Origin of the sequence: Clostridium frigidicarnis, assembly GCF_900111985.1 — a bacterium.
Lineage (GTDB): Bacteria > Bacillota > Clostridia > Clostridiales > Clostridiaceae > Clostridium_Z > Clostridium_Z frigidicarnis.
The window spans coordinates 82,569-101,948 of the sequence record NZ_FOKI01000003.1 but is presented as its reverse complement, the minus strand read 5'-3'; the positions used below and the strand labels follow the sequence as shown (position 1 = coordinate 101,948).

Below are 19,380 nucleotides of genomic sequence, written 5' to 3'. Positions count from 1 at the left end.
AGTGAAGATATCGTTAATAGTCACTACATATAATAGAGTTAAAGAAATGGAGACTCTTTTTACTACCTTAAAAGATAGTACATTCAATAATTTTCAACTTATAGTCATAGATCAAAGTGATTTAGAAGTTATAAAAGAACTTTGTACAAAGTATGAAAAATTATTTGAGGTTAAATATGTTAAGGCAAGTAAAATGTCTTTATCAAAAGCTAGAAATTTAGGAATTGATTATATAAATGGAGACCTCATAGCCTTTCCGGATGATGATTGTTGGTACAATGAAGAATTCTTAGAAAAGGTTAATGATATATTTGAAAATCATAGAGATATAACTGCTATTTGTACAGGGGTATATGATCCTATAAATAATTTGCCATATAGTAGTATTGAATCAAAAAAACCAATAGTAAAGATTAACTCCTTCAATGCATTTAAGTATACAACATCTGTTGGAATATTTATAAGACGTGAAAGTATTCAAAGGTTTGATGAGGATTTAGGTCTTGGTGCTAAGTGGTTTGGGGGAGAAGATATAGATTATACTTTGAACCTTATATCAAAAAATAAAAATATATATTACTATAATGATTTAAAGGTTTATCACCTTTATAATCCACATGATGTAAATTTAGACAAGGAGTTTAAATATACAGTTGGATATGGGGCTGTAATAAAAAAATCATTAAAAGTATATGGATTTAAAACTACGGCATTATTAAAATATTCTTCAGTATTATTAAAGTTTAAAATTTATTCTATTATAGATAATAACCATAAACTTTATTCAACTAGGCTTAGTGGTATGAAAAAAGGATTCAAGGATTATAAGAAGTTGTCCGATTAATATATTGGGCAACTTTTTTTGTGTACAAGAAGGTATAAAAAATTTTGAGGCTAAAATGTTGAGAAAACCTAGGGTTAAAGGGCTTTTGAATTGAAAATCTTTGCTTAAAATTTTATAATGTATTATATTACATATAAGGATAATATTTAATTTAAAGTCAGGTATATAAGTATAATTTGTAGTATATTTTATAAGATTAAAATATAATTTACTTAAAATGAATATTTTTCTTGATACATAAGCATAATGAATGTAAAATTTAAGATGTACTTAATAAGTAAGAAGTTGCAAGTTTTGATAAGTATAAGCTTGTGTTAGTTAAAAGTTGAGAGTGAGGGATGTTTTTCTTCACAATGTTCAGGAAAACCAACATTAACTTGTTACTTGTCACTATTAATTTGTCACTTATAAAAATTGTTTTATTATTGGAGTGTGGATTTTAGGGAATAGAGTTAAGATAATAGATTAAATTCTGGGAATAGATGGAAAATAAACGTTATTTTATTATTGAACCTAGAATTTATGTTCCAATTTTAAATAGAAAAAAATATATATACATATATCTTCATTCAGATGGTGGAAAGAATACAACTGAATGAGGATTTGTTCTATATATTAAAAGGAGGGGAAGAATGAAATTTCTAAAAAAAAGGTTAAGCTTATTTTTAACTTTCATTTTTGCCCTAACATTAATTACTCCTGTTGAGATAGCTCATGCAGCATTACCTTTCAATGGAAATCTAGAGCTTCCAAGCTATGGATCAAGTATGAATGGTGATGTTATTCATGTTGAAGGTTGGGCCGTACATAACGATAGGGTTAAAGAAGTTAATGTTAGATTGGATGGAAATCCTATAGGTAAAGCTACTTATGGAAAAGAAAGAAACGATGTTCACGATGCTTTTTCACAATATTCTGATAGTAAGAATAGTGGATTTACTTATGAAATGTCTCTTAGGGATATTAAAGACGGGAAACATAATATAGAAATAGAAGTTGTTTCTCAAAGTGGATCTAAGGGATATTTAAGTACATCTTTTACAAAAACTAAATTACCAGCTAGAATGTGGGTAGAAACACCAGAAAATTACTCTAATTCAAATGGTTCTATGGTTAATGTAAGAGGATGGGGATTAAATCCGAGTGGGGTAAAGGAAGTAAAGGTTTATCTTAATGATAAGCTAGATGGATCAGCTAAAATAAATCTTCCAAGAGAAGATGTAAATGAAGTTTATCCTGGGTATCCTAATGGTACAAATGGTGGTTTTGAATATGACTTAAACCTAAATAATGGTGTTGAGGGAAGAAACAAAATCAGAATTGAAACTATAGGACAAGATGGTTCAATGCAAACTCAAGAAGTTTTTGTAAATTATAAAAAACAAGATCCTAAAATGTGGCTTGAACTTCCAGTATATGATTCAACAGCTGAAAGTTCATTAGTTAGTGTTTATGGTTGGGCGTTAAATCCAAGTGGTGTTAAGGAAGTAAAGATTTATTTAAATGATAAATTAAATGGTTCAGCAGACTTGAATCTTCCAAGAAAAGATGTAGATGCTGTTTATCCTGGATATCCAAATGGTGAAAATTCTGGTTTCGCTTATGACTTAAACCTGTCTAATGGAGTGGAAGGTAGAAATAAAATAACAGCTGAGGTAATAGGTAAAGATGGCACAAAGCAAAAGCAAGATACCTATGTTCAGTTTAAGAAGTTAGACCCTAAAATGTGGGTTGAATACCCAGAGAATTATAGTGTTACAGGACCAGATATTCTTGATGTTTTTGGATGGGCTTTAGATCAATCTGGCATTAAAGAAGTTAAGGTTTTACTTGATGGAAATTATGTTGGACTAGCTAAAACAAATCTTTCTAGAGAAGATGTAGATAGTGCTTTTCCAGGATATGCAAATGGTAAAAACTCAGGTTTTTCATATAAGCTATCTTTAAGTAATATAATCCAAGGACAACACAGAATAACTGTACAAGCTATAGGTAATGATGGAAAAGTTCAAAGTCAAGATAGATTTGTAAATTTAAAAGTTCTTGAAAATAAAATGTGGGTAGAAGAACCTGTAAATGGTAGTAATGTAAATAATACATTTAAAATTTCTGGTTGGGGATTAAATCAATCAGGGGTTAAAGAAGTTAATGTTTATGCTGATGATCAATTTATAGGTAATGCACAAAGTGGACTTGAAAGAAATGATATTTTTGCAAATTACCCAGAGTATGTTAATGCTAAAAATAGCGGATTCTCTTATGATATGAATATTGATACTTTAACAATAGGAAGCCATAAGATTACCGTTGAAATAGTAGGAAACAATGGAAAAAAACAAACCTCAACATTTAGTGTAAATGTTGCTAAAAAAGATATGAAAATGAATGTTGAATCATTGTATGAAAATATGAATGTAAATTCAAATGCATTAAAGGTTTCAGGGTGGGTATTAAGTGATTCTGAAATAAGAGATGTAAAAGTTTATGTTGATAATTCTTTACAAGGAAATGCTACAATGAACTTATCTAGAGAAGATGTAGACAACATTTATCCTGGTTATAAAAATGGTAAGAATAGTGGCTTTGAGTATAGCTTAGATGTTTCTAAATTATCAAAGGGAAACCATAGGGTAAAAGTTGTGACAACTAGTGTTGATGGTAAGTCAATAGAGAGAAGTGCAAATATCAACGTAATTAAAAGTGATTCAATAACATATAAGGAATATACTAATTCACTAGATTTTTATAGTCAAATTCAAATGAATTCTAATGCACAAATAATCTATGATGGTGGCTGGAGAAAGGCTACATGTGATGAGATTAAATACCAAATGAACCCAAACAACTTTGTTAATGATCCAGTTAAGAAATATATTTTCTATAAGTTAAGTTATACAGATGGCATAACAGCGGATCAACTTAATCAAGTTTTAGTTGGAAAGGGTGTTCTTGAGGGCAAGGGAGCTGCATTCCTTGAAGCAGGAAGACGTTATAATGTAAATCCTGTTTATCTTGTATCACATTCATTATTAGAGACAGGAAATGGTACATCAAAGCTTGCTACAGGTATTATTGTTAATTCTTTATATAAAAAGGAAAGTATTAAAGATGAAAACGGAAATACTGTTGTAGTTAAGGTTAAAGAAAAAGATGTTTCACCAAGACTTACATTTAATGTTTATGGTATAGGTGCATTTGATGATGATGCCAACTTCTGGGGATCTGATAGAGCCTACAGAGAAGGATGGTTTACTGTTGAAGATGCTATAATTGGTGGAGCTAAATGGATAGCTGATGGATATATTTCAAAGGGACAAGATACCCTTTATAAGATGAGATGGGATTTTGATAGTATGACTATGTGGCATCAATATGCAACTGATATTGAGTGGGCTACTAAGCAAACTTCTCGTATAAAGGCGCTTGTTGATAAGATAGATAATCCTAGTGTATCTTTTGAAATTCCTGTGTTCAAGAAATAGGGGAATTCATATAAACATGAAAATAGAGGGATAAGCACCGTAAACAAGCAGATTTCACCTAGTATTCTAAAGTGAAAAAAGCGTTACTTCCTAAATTCCAATAACTCACTGAGTTCAAACAATTGGAATTCTTAACGGAAGCAACACTTTTTTCACTAAGAATACTTACGGTTTATCTGATAGTTTACTAACGCTTATCCCTCTATTTTCATTTAGATAAATTTATTATTAGGAGAAAGGAATTTAAAAAGGTAAATCTTAACACCATCAATGTGTTTTTATAACAAGAATGATTAATGTTCGTCAGATAGTTTGCTAACGCTTATACCCACACACTTTTTATAGTATATATAGTGAAGAAAACTTAGGGAAAATTTAAAAAGATACATGGCGTCAGTGCCGATAAAAAAAAGTAAATATTAATATTGACAATATTTTTTAATAACAAGAATGAGTAATTACAGATAGTTTTATTTAAATATGTAAAGAATAATAATGCAACAATAAATGAATTTATAGAATAAACAAAATAATATGGTTTAAATAGAATTTTTAGGTTTATTTCTTTTGTAAAACTAAATATATAATGAAAAAAATTACATATTAGTATTTTAATAAGAGTTCTACATTGTGAATTTTTTTATTTCCAATTTACAAATAAAAAAAATAATAGTAAACTATATATTAGCTTATTATGTTTAAATGAGGGTATTCTTCAGAAAAAATCTGATGAAAACAAAAGTTGATTTTAGCTAGTATATTATTAATTTATATAAAGGTCAATAATAATAAGAGATTATAACAAATTATTAAAATTAAGTACCTGTATAGATTAAAACATTTTTATTATGTATAATATATGGGTAGTATACATAGTTAAAAATTAATGTATATGGAGGATTAGTATGCAAGTTAAAGAGGTAAAAATAGATACAACAATAGAGTCAAAGCCAGTGTACAATTTCTTTAAGAGATTATTTGATATTGTTTCAGCTATGGTGGCATTAATTCTTTTATCTCCAATATTTTTAGGTGTGGCGATAGCTGTAAAGCTAGATTCAAAAGGAGCAGTATTTTTTGGACATAAAAGACTTGGAAAAAACGGAAACTTTATAAAAGTTTATAAGTTTAGAACCATGTATGAAAACTCTAAGGAACTTTTTGAGAGGTTTACTCCTGAGCAAAAGAAAGAGTTTGAAATAAATTTTAAGTTAGATGATGATCCTAGAATAACTAAGGTTGGAAATTTTCTTAGAAAATCAAGCTTAGATGAATTGCCACAGCTCGTAAATATAATTAAGGGGAATATGGCAGTTGTTGGTCCAAGACCAATAGTTGAAAAAGAACTTGAAAAGTATGGAGAATTTGCGGGTAAATTGTTAAGCGTTAAACCAGGTCTTACAGGTAACTGGCAAGCAAATGGTAGAAGTGATACTACATATGATGAAAGAGTTCAAATGGATATGGATTATATTAATAAGAGAAGTTTTGGACTTGATATAAAAATAATATTCCAAACAGTATTTTCAGTTTTAAAAGGTAAGGGTGCTGTTTAACATTAGGAAGGAAGAATTGTATGAAGGACTTGTCAATTGTTATAGTAAGTTATAATACTTGTGATTTACTAAGAGATTGCCTAAATTCCGTATATAATAATACAGAAAATATAGATTATGAAGTTTGGGTAGTTGATAACCAGTCTAAGGATGGTAGTCCAGATATGGTGGAAAGGGAGTTTCCACAGGTTAAACTTATAAGAAACCCTATAAATGGAGGGTTCTCTCAAGCTAACAACTTAGCAATTAAACAGTGTTTAGATTATAGTAGGTATGTTTTAATTTTAAATCCAGACACTGTAGTTCCAAAGGAAACTTTAGAAGATTGTGTTAAACTTTTAAATAACAATGAAAAAGTTGGATGTTTAGGATGTAAGGTAGTTTTGGCTAGTGGTAAACTAGATAAGGCTTGTAAGAGAGGTTTTCCATCTCCATGGAATTCATTATGCTATTTCTTAAAGCTAGATAAGTTATCTCCAAAATCAAAGAAATTTGGCGGATACAATTCTACTTATATAGATGAAGATGAAGAAAGTGAAATAGATTGTTTAGTTGGGGCATTTATGATGCTTAGACAAGAAACTATTAAGAAAATAGGATTTCTTGATGATACCTTTTTTATGTACGGAGAAGATATAGACTGGTGCTATAGAGTTAAAGAAGGTGGATGGATAAACTATTATTATCCTAAAGTAAGAATAACTCACTATAAGGGTGAAAGTAGTAAAAAACAAAGTACAAGAATGATAGGTGAATTCCATAAATCTATGTTTATTTTTTATAATAAGCATTATAAAGCTCAATATAATTTCTTGGTAAATGGACTAACTTACCTTGGAATATATGCAAAGTGGGGAATGTCTTTACTTGTTAATGCGTTTAAAAAGGAAAAGAAGGTTTTTTAACATTATTTATTATGGTTAGAATATTATATATGGTGTAATGATATATGTGTGGATAACGTTAATAGGTATTAAATTTTAAAATTGAGAATTGATGATTGACAATTGTTCATTGTCCATTATCAATTAAAAAAGGGCATAGCCTTTTTTATAGTTATAAACAATTATAATTAACATTGAATCTTATCTTTATAGATTCTATATGTAGGGAGAATTACCAATGGAGTTAAAATTTAGTTTGGTAGTGGCAACTTTAGGTCGTTACGATGAATTAAGAGGGTTTTTTAATAGTATAAAAAATATAAATTATCCTCTAGATAAAATTGAGATTGTAGTTGTCGATCAAAATGATGAGTTGAATTTAAAACCTTTAATAGAGGAATTTTTAGATTTAAATATAGTTTACATAAAATCAGATGTTAAGGGGTTATCCCAAAACAGAAATATAGGGCTGAAACAATGTGCTGGGGATATTATTGCCTTTCCAGATGATGATTGTGAGTATTTAAACGATACCTTAAACATAGTAAATGAGTTTTTTGATGAAAATAAGGATAATAGTGTTGTTATGGGAAGAATAGTTCAGCGTGATGGGTCAGATTCATTAAGGGTGTGGCCAAAAGAAACCATAACTATAACTAAGAGCAATTTTTATACAAAGTGCTCATCTATTACTATGTTTATAAAGAAAAATTCAAAGACTTTAAAATTTAATGAAAAGCTTGGTACAGGTAATTATTTTGGAGCTTGTGAAGATGCAGAGATGATATATGGTTTTTTAAAAGAAGGATTGAAAATAACTTATAATCCAGAATTAAGATTATATCATCCCCATTATTCTTCAAGTCACAATATGAGTGCACAAAAGGTGTATAGCTATGGCTTAGGCTTTGGAGCATTTTGCAGAAGTAGATTTGATTTTCATAAATTCATGTTGTTTTTTAAAGCAGAAGGCTTTCATTTTGTAAATACTTTAATAGGGGTAATAACCTTTAATAAGGAACGAATGAAAAAAGGTTTTAACGCTTTTGTATCAAGAATAAAGGGATTTATAACTTATAAATCTTACTAGAGGGGGTTGTACAATGAAAGGAATTATATTAGCTGGTGGTTCAGGAACAAGACTTTATCCTGTAACTAAGTCAGTATCTAAACAAATATTACCTATATATGATAAGCCGATGATTTATTATCCTTTATCAGTTTTAATGCTTGCAGGGATTAAGGATATATTAATAATATCTACTCCAAGGGATTTAGGTTGCTTTAAAGAGCTTTTAGGAGATGGAAGTCAGGTTGGCTTAAATCTTCAATATAAGATTCAAGAGGAACCAAAGGGACTTGCAGAGGCATTTATAATTGGAGAAGAATTTATAGGGAATGATAGAGTTGCATTAGTTTTAGGAGATAATATATTCTACGGTTACGGATTCTCTGAAAGACTTAAAAATGCAGTGGAAAGACAAGAATCTACTATATTTGGATATCATGTAAGCAATCCAAAGGCTTTTGGTGTAGTTGAATTTGATAAGGATTTTAATGTTGTTTCTATAGAAGAAAAACCAGAGGAGCCAAAATCAAATTATGCAGTTCCAGGGCTTTATTTCTATGATAATGATGTTATTGAAATTGCTAAAAATGTTATGCCTTCTGATAGAGGGGAACTTGAAATAACTTCTGTTAATAATGAATATTTAAACAGAGGAAAGCTTAAGGTTGAGCTTTTTGGTAGAGGTATGGCTTGGCTTGATACAGGAACTCATAGAGGGCTATTAGATGCGTCAAACTTTGTTGAAGCTATACAAACTAGACAGGGACAATATATTGCATGTATTGAAGAAATAGCTTATAGAAAAGGCTTTATAGATAATAAGCAACTTCTAGAGCTTGCACAGCCACTTTTAAAGTCAGAGTATGGTCAATATTTAGTTCAAGTGGCTAATGAAAAGAAATAGGAGGAGTTGAAGGTTATGAAAACTTATTTAGTAACTGGTGGAGCAGGTTTTATAGGCTCAAACTTTGTAATATATATGTTAAATAAATATAAGAATATAAAAATAATAAATTTAGATAAATTAACTTATGCAGGTAACTTAGAAAATTTAAAATCTGTAGAGGGTAATGAAAATCACATATTTGTTCAAGGGGACATATGTGATAAGGAATTAGTTTCAGGTTTATTTAAGAAGTATGATATAGATTATGTTGTTAACTTTGCAGCTGAATCTCATGTTGATAGAAGTATAAAGGATCCAGATATATTTGCTAATACAAATATATTAGGAACTTTAAATCTTTTAAATTGTTCTAAGAATGCATGGGAAACTAAAGAGGGATGGATTGAAGGTAAGAAGTATCTTCAAGTGTCTACTGATGAGGTTTATGGTTCTTTAGGAGATGAAGGATATTTCACAGAAACAACTTCTATAGATTCACACAGCCCTTATTCTGCAAGTAAGGCAAGTTCGGATTTAATGGTTAAAGCTTATGCTGATACCTTTAAGATGCCTGTAAATATAACAAGATGTTCTAACAACTATGGACCATTCCAGTTTCCAGAGAAGCTAATACCTCTTTTAATAAACAATTGTTTAAATCATAAGGATTTACCTGTTTATGGTGATGGTTTAAATATAAGAGATTGGCTTTATGTTGAGGATCATTGTAAGGCAATAGATATGGTTGTTAACAATGGTAGACTTGGAGAAGTTTATAATGTTGGTGGACATAATGAAAGAACAAATATACAAATAGTTAAGACTGTTATTGATTATTTAAACAAGAATGTTGATAGTGCTATAACAGAAGACTTAATAAAGCATGTTGAGGATAGAAAGGGTCATGATAGAAGATATGGAATAGACCCAACTAAGATTAAAGAAGAGCTTGGATGGTATCCAGAAACTTGTTTTGAAGAAGGTATAGTTAAGACTGTTAAATGGTACCTTGATAATAAAAAATGGATGGATAATATAACTTCAGGTGATTATCAAAATTATTATTCAGAAATGTATAAATAGAATTTTTAGAAATGTGTGCTTTTTAGCACACATTTTTTTGTTGGTGTGTAACAAATTGGATAGTCATTCGTTTTATAAGTGAATGGAGGTGAATTATGGAGAAAAATAAAGACAATACAGTGGTTTTAGTAGATCTGATTTTTAATGATCCTATATCATTAATAGAAGTAGGTAAATTAAAGACTAAGTATGACGTGGATTTTCCTTATTAGATCTTCAGGACGATCCGTATATAGAAGGGTATAAAAAGCAACTTAAAGATTTTATAGATAAGTCTAACAAATATAAGAATGATAGACGAAATGAAAATCAATGCTTTTAAGGTTCAAGATATGGGTTTTTATGATTGGGATAAATAATTAGTGCAAGTTTCTAAAAGAATTTCTTGCATAATTTTATAAAAAGTATTGCAAAATAATATAAATGTGTTATTATATGAAATATAAACAAAGAGAGAAATGCATATTGTATAAATGATGAATTATTCACAAGATATAGAAAGTAATGAATACAATTTATAGGGGGCAATATAAAAATGAAGAAATTTCCTAGTTCGATGATGACACAACATCCAGATAATGTAGATATTTATATTTCGGTACAGCAGGAGCCAGAAGAGGCTATAGAGGGATTATCTCCACATAATAAAGGTGGACTTGGAATAGATGAGGTAATGATTGATTTTGAGGGTAAGTTAACCCCTTATCATCAGACATCACAAATTGCTTTGGGATTAATTGCTAAAGATGTTATACCAGGAAAAGATGTTAGAATAACACCAAGAATACCTAATGCAAATAAGGAATCTGTTTTTAGACAACTTATGAGTATCATGTCTATTGTTGAGACAAATGTACAAGCATATGAACTTACAAAAACTCAAGCAATAAAAGAGGTTGTAGTTCCTATGGTTGAAACAGGTCAAGAAATTACTCAGTTTCAAGATAGAGTAAATTCAGTTATAGAACTTGGAAATAAGAATTATCCAATACACTTTGAACCTAACAGTGTAAGAATAATACCTTTAGTTGAAAGTGTTCCAGCTCTTGTAAATATAGATAAGATTTTTGATGAATTTTATCATACATGTGAGGGAAATGGATTTAAGCTTGATGATTTAAGATTTATGATAGCTCGTTCAGATTCAGCTATGTCTTATGGATTAATTTCAGGAGTGCTTTCAGTTTTAATAGCAATAGATAGAGCTTATAAATGGGGAAATAAGCACAATTGTGAAATGGCACCTATATTAGGATGTGGGTCACTTCCTTTTAGAGGACATTTTACAGAAGAGAATGTAGAGAAGGTTTTAGAAACTTATAGTGGTATAAAAACTTTTACTTTCCAGTCAGCTCTTAGATATGATCATGGAGCGGAAAAAACTAAGAGTGCTACAAATAAATTAAATAAGGGCATTAAGAATTCTATTCATAGAAATTTTAAAGAAGAAGATATACAACTTATGAAGGAATTTATAGGGATTTTCTCAAAACATTATTTAGTTACATTCTTAAAAGTAATAAATACAGTATCATTTGTAGCTGATTTTATTCCTAAGAATAGAGATAGATTAACTAAGGCTAAAACAGGAATTGAGTATAATAGAGAAGTGGCAGATTTAAATCAAATTGCAGATTTAGTTAAGGATGAGAAGCTTAAGAAAGAAATTCTTTCAATAGATAATTCAACTGAATTTGCAGTGCCTAGAGCTATATCTTATACAGGTGCTATGTATACAATAGGACTTCCACCAGAAATAATGGGTATGGGAAGAGGTCTTAAAGAAATTAAGGATAAGTATGGTGATGAGGGAATAAATAAATTACTTGAATTTTATCCAATGCTTAAAGAAGATTTACGCTTTGCAGCTAAGTTTGCTAACGGGGGAGTTGCAAAGAAAATTATAGATGAAAGTGCAAGACAAGAGTATAAAGAGGATATGAGACTAGTTAATGAGATTCTAAATCTAGGGGTAGATTTTGAAGACTTGAACGAAAATAATTTTTATCATACTCTTTTAAAAACAACAAGACCTATAGTTATGCATTTAATCGGAATTGAAAAAACTGAAATACTTGGCAAAACTGAGGAGTTAAAAATCCTAAATGAGTGGATTGTTAGAATGGGTAAAATAAGAGGAAGCATTGGTTAATTGAAAATTGATAATGGACGATTGACAATTGTGGATGTTTTTATTCACCCTGTTCACAAAAACTGATAATTAAATTTAATTTTACAAAAGGTCGGTAAGAAGAAATTCTTACGGACCTTTTGTCATTGTATAGAAATTTATATAAATTCTCTAGTGCAAAATGCTGATAACCGCGCAATTTTATGAATTCATTATGCTTTTCAAAGTCTATTCAATTTTCTTAATGAATATGTACTAAAAGTCTGGTTATATAAGTGTTAGAAAACTATCAGATAGAACGAATCTTCATTTAGTGAATTGATTATACTTAAAATTACATATATATTTTTGAGTATAAGGAATTTTATAAAGAAAAGAGAGGGCTAAGCATTAGCAAACTATCTGGCGAACATTAATCATTCTTGTTATAAAAAACATTGATGGCGTTAAGAATTCCAATCTGTTCGAAGTGAAGCAAGTTATTGGAATTTAGTCGTTGATGCCTTTTTATAACTTAGAATTATATGCATAGCCAGCTAATTAGATCGCACTTTTCTGTTTTGATAAATTTTTGTTTTTAAAATTATACATCCTTATAATAATAAATTATTTAATGAAACTAGAGGGATAAACGTTAGTAAACTATCAGATAAACCGTAAGCATTCTTAGTTCAAAAAGTGTTACTTGCGTTAAGAATTTCAATTGTTTGAACGGAGTGAGTTATTGAAATTTAGGAAGTAATACTTTTTGAACTTTAGAATACTAGGTGAAATCTGCTTGTTTACGGTGTTTACCCCTCTAGTTTCATGTTTAGATGATTTATTTAAAAAATATTTTAAATAAACTGAAAATTCTATTTATCATAGTAGTAGTTTTTGAATATAATAGTAGTATAAGCACAGTAATATTAAATGAGGTGATTGTATGAAAAAAATATATTGGGGACTTTTACTTTCCTCCTGTATATTGCTTATTCTAGTTATGAGTATTGTTTTAACTGTTAAAAAGGATAATTGTGACTCTCTAGCATATGATTTAATTCATACACCATTACCATGCTACAATGTGACGGATACTGATCTAGATAATAATAAAAATGATGTTTTTATATTTTATACTAGAGATGAGGCTATTAATTTTGATAAAGAGTACGGAACAAATATTAGTAAAAATATTATGGATAACTTTATTGGTAAAAACTTAGTTCTTATAAAGGTTAACTGGGAAAATAAAATTAATGGTTCGGCTTATAAGATTGATTGTATAAATTATAAGGATAACGTTATTACTATAGATTTAAAACCTAAGCAACAAAAAATAACTATCAATTCTAATGATAAGAATATAGTCTATAATTATTTCTTGTTAATTGAAATGGATGATTCAGTTATAAATAATAAAACAACTCTAGAAATAGCAATTAAATAAATTTTCATGGCTTGTCTTATAATCTTTAATAATGCATTCACTTCAATACTGTGCATGGGTTATAGGACAAGCTACTACTTATTGTTACGCAAAAATAACTAAATAGATTATCATACTAACTTGTTATTTTTTATTGTTAGTGTATAAGAAATTATAGAAGTTTTTAATCCTAAAATGCTGATAAAACCTAAGGTTAAAGGGCTTTTGAATTGAAAAATGAGAATTTGCAATTGACGATATTGGATGAAATCTTTTTAATAAGATTTCTAAAATAAAAAAATCTTATTAAAGAAAATCTGTGATTTTCAACAACAACTGTCAATTTTGAACTGTCAACTCTCAATTATAACATGGTGCAGCTATTTTTTTCAATGTGCCTTAATCAGGGTAATAACATTTAAGAATTCTTAAATGTTATTTTTTATGGGATATTATAGATTTTAAATTTGCGGATAACTTTAATTTGTCACTTGTCACTTAAAAAAATATATATAGAACAAATTGAATGTTTAGGCGAGTTAACCTATTGTATATAAAAAATATATTAAGATTGAAGCTTGAATTTTTGTTAAATTTTGAAAATCAATAGCATTAGTAAATACATACTTATATAGTAGATAAACTCATGTTTATGATAGAAGGAGGGAAACCTATGAAGATAGCAGTTAGGCGTGGTCATCAATACACCGGACAAGATCAGGGTGCTGAAGCAATAATAAAGGAAATTGATGTAGCTGAAAAATATTATAAATTAGCGCTTGAAGGATTCAAAAGTCTAGGCCATGAAGTGTTAGATGTTACTCCACCAGAGGCAAATCGAACATTATCAGATAGTTTACTTTATGGAATAAATATGGCTAATAATTGGGGTGCTGATTTATTTGTAAGTTGTCACGTTAATAATGCATATGATAGTTATAGAGGAAGCTTAGGATGTGAAGTTATATATGCTATAGGTAGCTCATCAGGTGAAAAGTATGCAACTAGTGTAGAGAGTCAGCTTTCTAGCTTAGGGTTTAAAAGTAGGGGTGCAAAGGCAGATGTAAGAGGTCTTGCAGAACTTATAAAGACTAACATGCCAGCTATAATTGTTGAACCATTTTTTGTTGAGGCTACTAATGATATAGATGTATATAATAGCATTGGAGATAAGGGGATTGCTAATTCAATAGTAAAAGGGGTTACAGGTAAAGATATACCAAGTGGAGGAAATGGAATGAAATACGTAGTTACTAACTATTTGCCAGAAGGTCAGTATGGAGTTGAAATAAATTCCATAATTAAAAAATATTTTAGTGAATTAGATAGATTATATGTTAGAAGTAATGATACAGGAATATGGATAGAAACTCAAAATATGCCTGAAGACAAGGCGAATTCAATAGCCCAATCTTTAAAAAATGATAATTTGTTTTGGTCTATAGAAGAAGCAAATTAAATATATATGTAAGCATACTTTAAATTAACAAAAATTTTTTATATTGCTATAAGAATCATCTTAAATATGTGAATTTAGGATGATTTTTCTTTGCTTTTACAACAAAGATATAAAGGTAGATTGGACAAAGATATAAATAAAAATTATAATAAGGTTACTTAATGAAAAATAGTTTTTAATATAAGGAGTCGTTAATGTGAGAACTAAAAAGGCAATAAAAAATGCAAAATATAATATGTTTTTTTATTTATTGTTATCAATACTTACTTTTGTAGTAAAAGGTACATTTATAAAAGAACTAGGAAATGATATAAATGGATTAAATTCATTACTTAGTAGTATTTTAAATTTAATAAATCTTGCAGAGCTGGGAATAGGTAGTGCAGTAATGTTTGCATTATATAAGCCAGTAGCTGAAGGAAATGTGAAGTTAATAAAGGGTATAATGGATCTTTATAGAAAGATGTATGCAATTGCTGGCGTTATTATGCTTGTATGTGGAGTTTTATTTATACCATTCTTAGGTATATTTACAAAAGGTCAAGTACCTATGGGTGATGTAATAGTGTATTATTTAATATATTTAATAAATACATCATTTAGTTACTTTTTTTCTCACAAGCTTACGTTACTTTATGTGTATCAAGAAAACTACACTATATATAAATATGATGGTATATTTAAAATTTTAAAAAATTTAATACAATTAGCAGTTTTATATAAATTCAAATCATATAAAGGATTTTTAATTGTAGAGACTGTCTGTAATATCTTATATTATTCAGTAATAAATAGGATAATAAATAAAAATTATAAACATGTATTGGAATGTGAAGGAACTTTGGATATAAGTACTAAGCAAGGTATATATACAAATCTAAAAGCTCTAGCATTACATAAAATAGGTGGATTTGTTGTGTTTGGTACAGATTATATGGTAATGGCGTATTTTGTTACCTTAACAAATCTAGGAACATATAGTAACTATTTAATGATTATAACTTTTTTCGGTAGTCTCATTAGTAAAATATTTGAAAGTGTAATGTCAAGTATAGGAAATTTAATTAGTTCCTCTAGTGAAGAAAAAACATATACAGTATTTAAAAGATTATTCTTTTTTAACTTTTGGGTAGTGTGTTTTATAAGTATATCTATTTATAATACTATGCATAACTTTATACACCTTTGGGTTGGAGATTTATATTTAGATAATATAGTTTTAGCATTAATGATAGTTAGTTTTTTTATAACTAATATGCGACCAAGCTTAGAAAAATTTAAAGAAGCGGCAGGAATATATAAAGAAGATAGATTTGCACCAATTTTTGAAGCTTTAATAAATTTCGTGGTTTCTATAATACTTGCAAGGTGGTTTGGTATTGCAGGAGTAATTATAGGAACAATAACAAGTAGCTTAGCTGTTGTATTTTGGATAAGACCAGTGCTAGTTTATAGAATTGTATTTAAAAGAAATGTATCAGGTTATTTTTATAATTACTTTAAAAAGACTGTTATAACAATCATTATTTTAGTTACATCAAATTTTTTAATGAATAAAATTCCGCTTTCATTTGGTATAGGAAGTTTTGTAATTAAATGTATGTTTAATGTAGTGTATATTAATGTATTTTTATTTATTTTATATAGGAAAACTCCAGAATTTATATATTTTAAAGATTTAATTTTATCTAAAATTAAATCAATTAAAAGTTAAATATAGCAAAAATCACCTGTAAATGTTATTATAGGTGATTTTTGGTGCAAACTCCTTGTTTCACACAAAATATACATAGCATCTTTAACTTGTTATTTTCTTTCATGTACCTAAAGTAAATTGGACATTATAAAGAATAAATTTTATAATAAAAGTATTTCATGAAAATAGAGTATTAAATTAAAAATATAAGGCACATTCAAAAAATAACAAGTCAGTATGGAAGTCTATTTAGTGTCATGTGCCTAAGAAGGATGGTTAAAATTGATATGGTAGATGTAAGTATTATTATACCTGCTTACAATGTTGAAAAATATATAGGTAGAACACTAAATTCAGCAATAAATCAGACATTTAAAAACATTGAAATTATAGTTATTAATGATGGGTCAGAGGATAATACTCACGATATAATAGAGGAATATGCTAATGTTGATTCAAGAATAAAGGTTATACAGAAAGAGAATAAGGGAGTATCATCTGCACGAAATCAAGGCATTAAATCTTCTGTAGGTGATTATTTAATGTTTCTTGATGGAGATGATTGGGTTGAAAATACAGCAGTAGAAGAAATGTATTCATTCTTAATTAATGAAGATGGCGATATTTTAGTAAGTGATTTTTATTTAGATTATGGAAAAAAAATAATGGATTATTACTTTGAGTTTAATGATGATAGTATAGACAACATTGAATATATAAAGAAAATTTTACTTGGTCAAAGTAGTGGGGTAATATGGAATAAAATGTTTAAAAGAAAGCTTTTTATTGAACATAATATATTGTTTCCTGAAAATATAACTCTTGGAGAAGATGCTTGTACATTAATTAAATTAATTTATAATAGCAAAAAAATAATTAAATTTAATAAGTCCTTTGTTCACTATATTCAAAGACCTGAAAGGATTACTGCAACTAACAATGAAAAAAGCTATAGCATATATGATAGTGTAATTTGTTTAACTCAATATTTTTATGAAATTGATTTATACCATAAACTAAAAGATGAAATAGAATTTTTTGAGTACCTTTATGTGTTCTATTATAGAGTAATAGAAGCAAAGACTAACAATGAAGTAACAGTGGACATGTATTGTAGATGGAAGAATACTAGAAAAAAAATAAGATTCAATATACATTATAAGAATTTTATAAATAGCTTATCCTTTAATAAAAGACTAAAAAGTAGACTTGTTTTGTTTAACTATAATTTAGCTTGTATAATATTTAAATTTACTAAAAGATTTAATAAAGATATAATAACATTTGGAGAATAAAGCTAGTTATATTAAAATAGTAGTGTATGACTTTAAAATTGAAAAAATGAGTATAATAAATATACAGAAATAATATATTTAAATTTGAAGTTAACAGATGTTGTATAAGGAGTGTAATTGATGAACATGATGATGAATAATGATTTTTATGGAGAAAGTAGGATAGATAAATTTTTGAAAATAGCTTTAGCTGTTATGCTAATAAGTATTCCTTTTATGAATTTGCCATATATGAAAAAGTTTATGGGGGAACTTGGAGCGCAAGGTAGTGCATATGTATTTATATTTATTATAATGCTAGTATTTGTAGATATGGTTTTTGTAAAAAGAAGATTTTATAGAATTAATAATATATCTATCTATATACTTATGGCGTTTTTAGTATGGGTATGTATTTCAACAGCTTTTAATTTTAGTAATATAATGAGCAATACCTTTAAGGGCAGAAGTGGACTAGAAAAACTGATACTTCAAGTTGGGGTTTTAGGTTTCTGTATTCTAAGCTTTTATTGTGTTTATTATATAGTAAAATCAAACAAATTAAGTATGACATTTATGAGAAAATTTGTAACAATAAGTTTTCTTATATGTGGAATATATTCTTTTATGGAAGTAGGATATCTTTTAAATATAAGAGTTTTTGATGAAGCTTTAAAAGGAATATCTTATTTTGTAAATATGTATTTTAGAGGAGATCTATATCCTAGAGGAGTAAGATCAATTTGCGGAGAAGCTTCGTATTTTGCTATGTTTGTGACTTTTGCATTTCCATTTATAGCAAGTTATATTTATACAAAAAAAACAAATAAAAACTTTTGGTTTGTTTTATTAAATGTATATTTATTAATTTTAATATTTTTCTCAAAATCTAGAATTGGATATATGATGGTTTTAGTTCAAGCAGCTATGATATTATGTTATGGACTTTTTCTAAGTAAAAATAAAAGAAGCATTATAAATACAATACTTGTTGCTATTATTAGTATGGTTATGGCATTTGGTGTAAATAGTTTATTTTACAACAGAGCTTCAGAGGAAAGAGTTGAGTATGATAGAAATACATCAAGTTCTTTAGCACTAGGAGATGTATATGGATCTTTAAATGATGAAAATAATATGTCCAATGTTGCAAGAACAGGACTTTGGAAAGCGGCAACAAAAATGAGTTTGGATAATCCAATTAAAGGTGTTGGGTTAGGTCAATATGGGTTTAATGTATCTAATTATATAGATGATGACACTAAGCGATCAGATGAAATAAAGAACTGGATAGACCCAGAATCAGCAGCATGGCCACCAGCATTTTCAATACATTTTAGAATATTAGCAGAGTTTGGATTTGTTGGAGCTGCACTTTGGGTTATTCTTTGGCTAAGTATAACTATTCAATGTTTAGCTAGATTTATAAATAGTAGATTTGATGTTACTGGTATGGTAATCATTACTTTAATAGCAGGAGTTATGATGAGTGGTTTTAATTCAGATACTTTCGGATTTTTTCCTTATTATATAGTTTTGGCTTTAGCAATGCTATATATAAAGGGAGAAGAATTTTTAAATTTAAAAGATTCTAATTTATATTAAAAG

General features: G+C 28.2%; 13 protein-coding genes. All 13 read left to right on the top strand.

What is annotated here, in order from left to right; translation table 11 throughout:
• The first annotated feature begins 1 nt into the window (after position 1).
• The 13 genes from BM119_RS02555 to BM119_RS02495 all read left to right on the top strand — a co-directional run bounded on the left by BM119_RS02555 (position 2) and on the right by BM119_RS02495 (position 19,377).
• Positions 2–844 (top strand): glycosyltransferase family 2 protein, encoded by an 843-nt coding sequence (locus tag BM119_RS02555; RefSeq protein WP_090038622.1) that lies wholly within the window; start codon positions 2–4, stop codon positions 842–844.
• 632 nt (positions 845–1,476) lie between these two features.
• Positions 1,477–4,326, top strand: coding sequence for an Ig-like domain-containing protein (locus tag BM119_RS02550; protein WP_090038620.1), 2,850 nt, complete (start codon positions 1,477–1,479; stop codon positions 4,324–4,326).
• Positions 4,327–5,231: 905 nt separating this feature from the next.
• A complete protein-coding gene (locus tag BM119_RS02545) occupies positions 5,232–5,882 on the top strand; it encodes a sugar transferase (protein WP_090038618.1) in 651 nt (216 codons plus the stop codon).
• A 20-nt stretch (positions 5,883–5,902) separates the two neighbouring features.
• The gene (locus tag BM119_RS02540) at positions 5,903–6,787 is read left to right on the top strand and encodes a glycosyltransferase family 2 protein (protein WP_090038617.1); all 885 of its coding nucleotides are present in this window, start codon (positions 5,903–5,905) and stop codon (positions 6,785–6,787) included.
• Positions 6,788–7,004: 217 nt separating this feature from the next.
• Positions 7,005–7,856, top strand: coding sequence for a glycosyltransferase family 2 protein (locus BM119_RS02535; RefSeq protein ID WP_090038615.1), 852 nt, complete (start codon positions 7,005–7,007; stop codon positions 7,854–7,856).
• 13 nt (positions 7,857–7,869) lie between these two features.
• Positions 7,870–8,739, top strand: coding sequence for a glucose-1-phosphate thymidylyltransferase RfbA (gene rfbA, locus BM119_RS02530; protein ID WP_090038613.1), 870 nt, complete (start codon positions 7,870–7,872; stop codon positions 8,737–8,739).
• Between the two features lie 15 nt (positions 8,740–8,754).
• Positions 8,755–9,804 (top strand): dTDP-glucose 4,6-dehydratase, encoded by a 1,050-nt coding sequence (gene rfbB / locus BM119_RS02525; protein WP_090038611.1) that lies wholly within the window; start codon positions 8,755–8,757, stop codon positions 9,802–9,804.
• A 535-nt stretch (positions 9,805–10,339) separates the two neighbouring features.
• Positions 10,340–11,956 carry a phosphoenolpyruvate carboxylase gene (gene ppcA / locus BM119_RS02520; RefSeq protein ID WP_090038609.1) on the top strand — a complete coding sequence of 539 codons (1,617 nt, stop codon included), beginning with the start codon at positions 10,340–10,342 and terminating at the stop codon, positions 11,954–11,956.
• A 904-nt stretch (positions 11,957–12,860) separates the two neighbouring features.
• The gene (locus BM119_RS02515; RefSeq protein WP_090038608.1) at positions 12,861–13,364 is read left to right on the top strand and encodes a hypothetical protein; all 504 of its coding nucleotides are present in this window, start codon (positions 12,861–12,863) and stop codon (positions 13,362–13,364) included.
• A 652-nt stretch (positions 13,365–14,016) separates the two neighbouring features.
• Positions 14,017–14,802: an N-acetylmuramoyl-L-alanine amidase gene (locus BM119_RS02510; RefSeq protein WP_177199293.1), complete on the top strand. Its 786-nt coding sequence runs from the start codon at positions 14,017–14,019 to the stop codon at positions 14,800–14,802.
• Between the two features lie 196 nt (positions 14,803–14,998).
• Positions 14,999–16,516: a lipopolysaccharide biosynthesis protein gene (locus BM119_RS02505; protein WP_090038605.1), complete on the top strand. Its 1,518-nt coding sequence runs from the start codon at positions 14,999–15,001 to the stop codon at positions 16,514–16,516.
• Positions 16,517–16,770: 254 nt separating this feature from the next.
• The gene (locus BM119_RS02500; RefSeq protein WP_177199292.1) at positions 16,771–17,793 is read left to right on the top strand and encodes a glycosyltransferase family 2 protein; all 1,023 of its coding nucleotides are present in this window, start codon (positions 16,771–16,773) and stop codon (positions 17,791–17,793) included.
• Positions 17,794–17,913: 120 nt separating this feature from the next.
• Positions 17,914–19,377 carry an O-antigen ligase family protein gene (locus BM119_RS02495; protein ID WP_090038602.1) on the top strand — a complete coding sequence of 488 codons (1,464 nt, stop codon included), beginning with the start codon at positions 17,914–17,916 and terminating at the stop codon, positions 19,375–19,377.
• Positions 19,378–19,380: the final 3 nt, after the last annotated feature.

Coding starts and splice junctions, on each gene's coding strand:
- BM119_RS02550 (WP_090038620.1), top strand. CDS start 1,477: ATGAAATTTCTAAAAAAAAGGTTAAGCTTATTTTTAACTTTCATTTTT.
- BM119_RS02545 (WP_090038618.1), top strand. CDS start 5,232: ATGCAAGTTAAAGAGGTAAAAATAGATACAACAATAGAGTCAAAGCCA.
- BM119_RS02540 (WP_090038617.1), top strand. CDS start 5,903: ATGAAGGACTTGTCAATTGTTATAGTAAGTTATAATACTTGTGATTTA.
- BM119_RS02535 (WP_090038615.1), top strand. CDS start 7,005: ATGGAGTTAAAATTTAGTTTGGTAGTGGCAACTTTAGGTCGTTACGAT.
- rfbA (WP_090038613.1), top strand. CDS start 7,870: ATGAAAGGAATTATATTAGCTGGTGGTTCAGGAACAAGACTTTATCCT.
- rfbB (WP_090038611.1), top strand. CDS start 8,755: ATGAAAACTTATTTAGTAACTGGTGGAGCAGGTTTTATAGGCTCAAAC.
- ppcA (WP_090038609.1), top strand. CDS start 10,340: ATGAAGAAATTTCCTAGTTCGATGATGACACAACATCCAGATAATGTA.
- BM119_RS02515 (WP_090038608.1), top strand. CDS start 12,861: ATGAAAAAAATATATTGGGGACTTTTACTTTCCTCCTGTATATTGCTT.
- BM119_RS02510 (WP_177199293.1), top strand. CDS start 14,017: ATGAAGATAGCAGTTAGGCGTGGTCATCAATACACCGGACAAGATCAG.
- BM119_RS02500 (WP_177199292.1), top strand. CDS start 16,771: ATGGTTAAAATTGATATGGTAGATGTAAGTATTATTATACCTGCTTAC.
- BM119_RS02495 (WP_090038602.1), top strand. CDS start 17,914: ATGAACATGATGATGAATAATGATTTTTATGGAGAAAGTAGGATAGAT.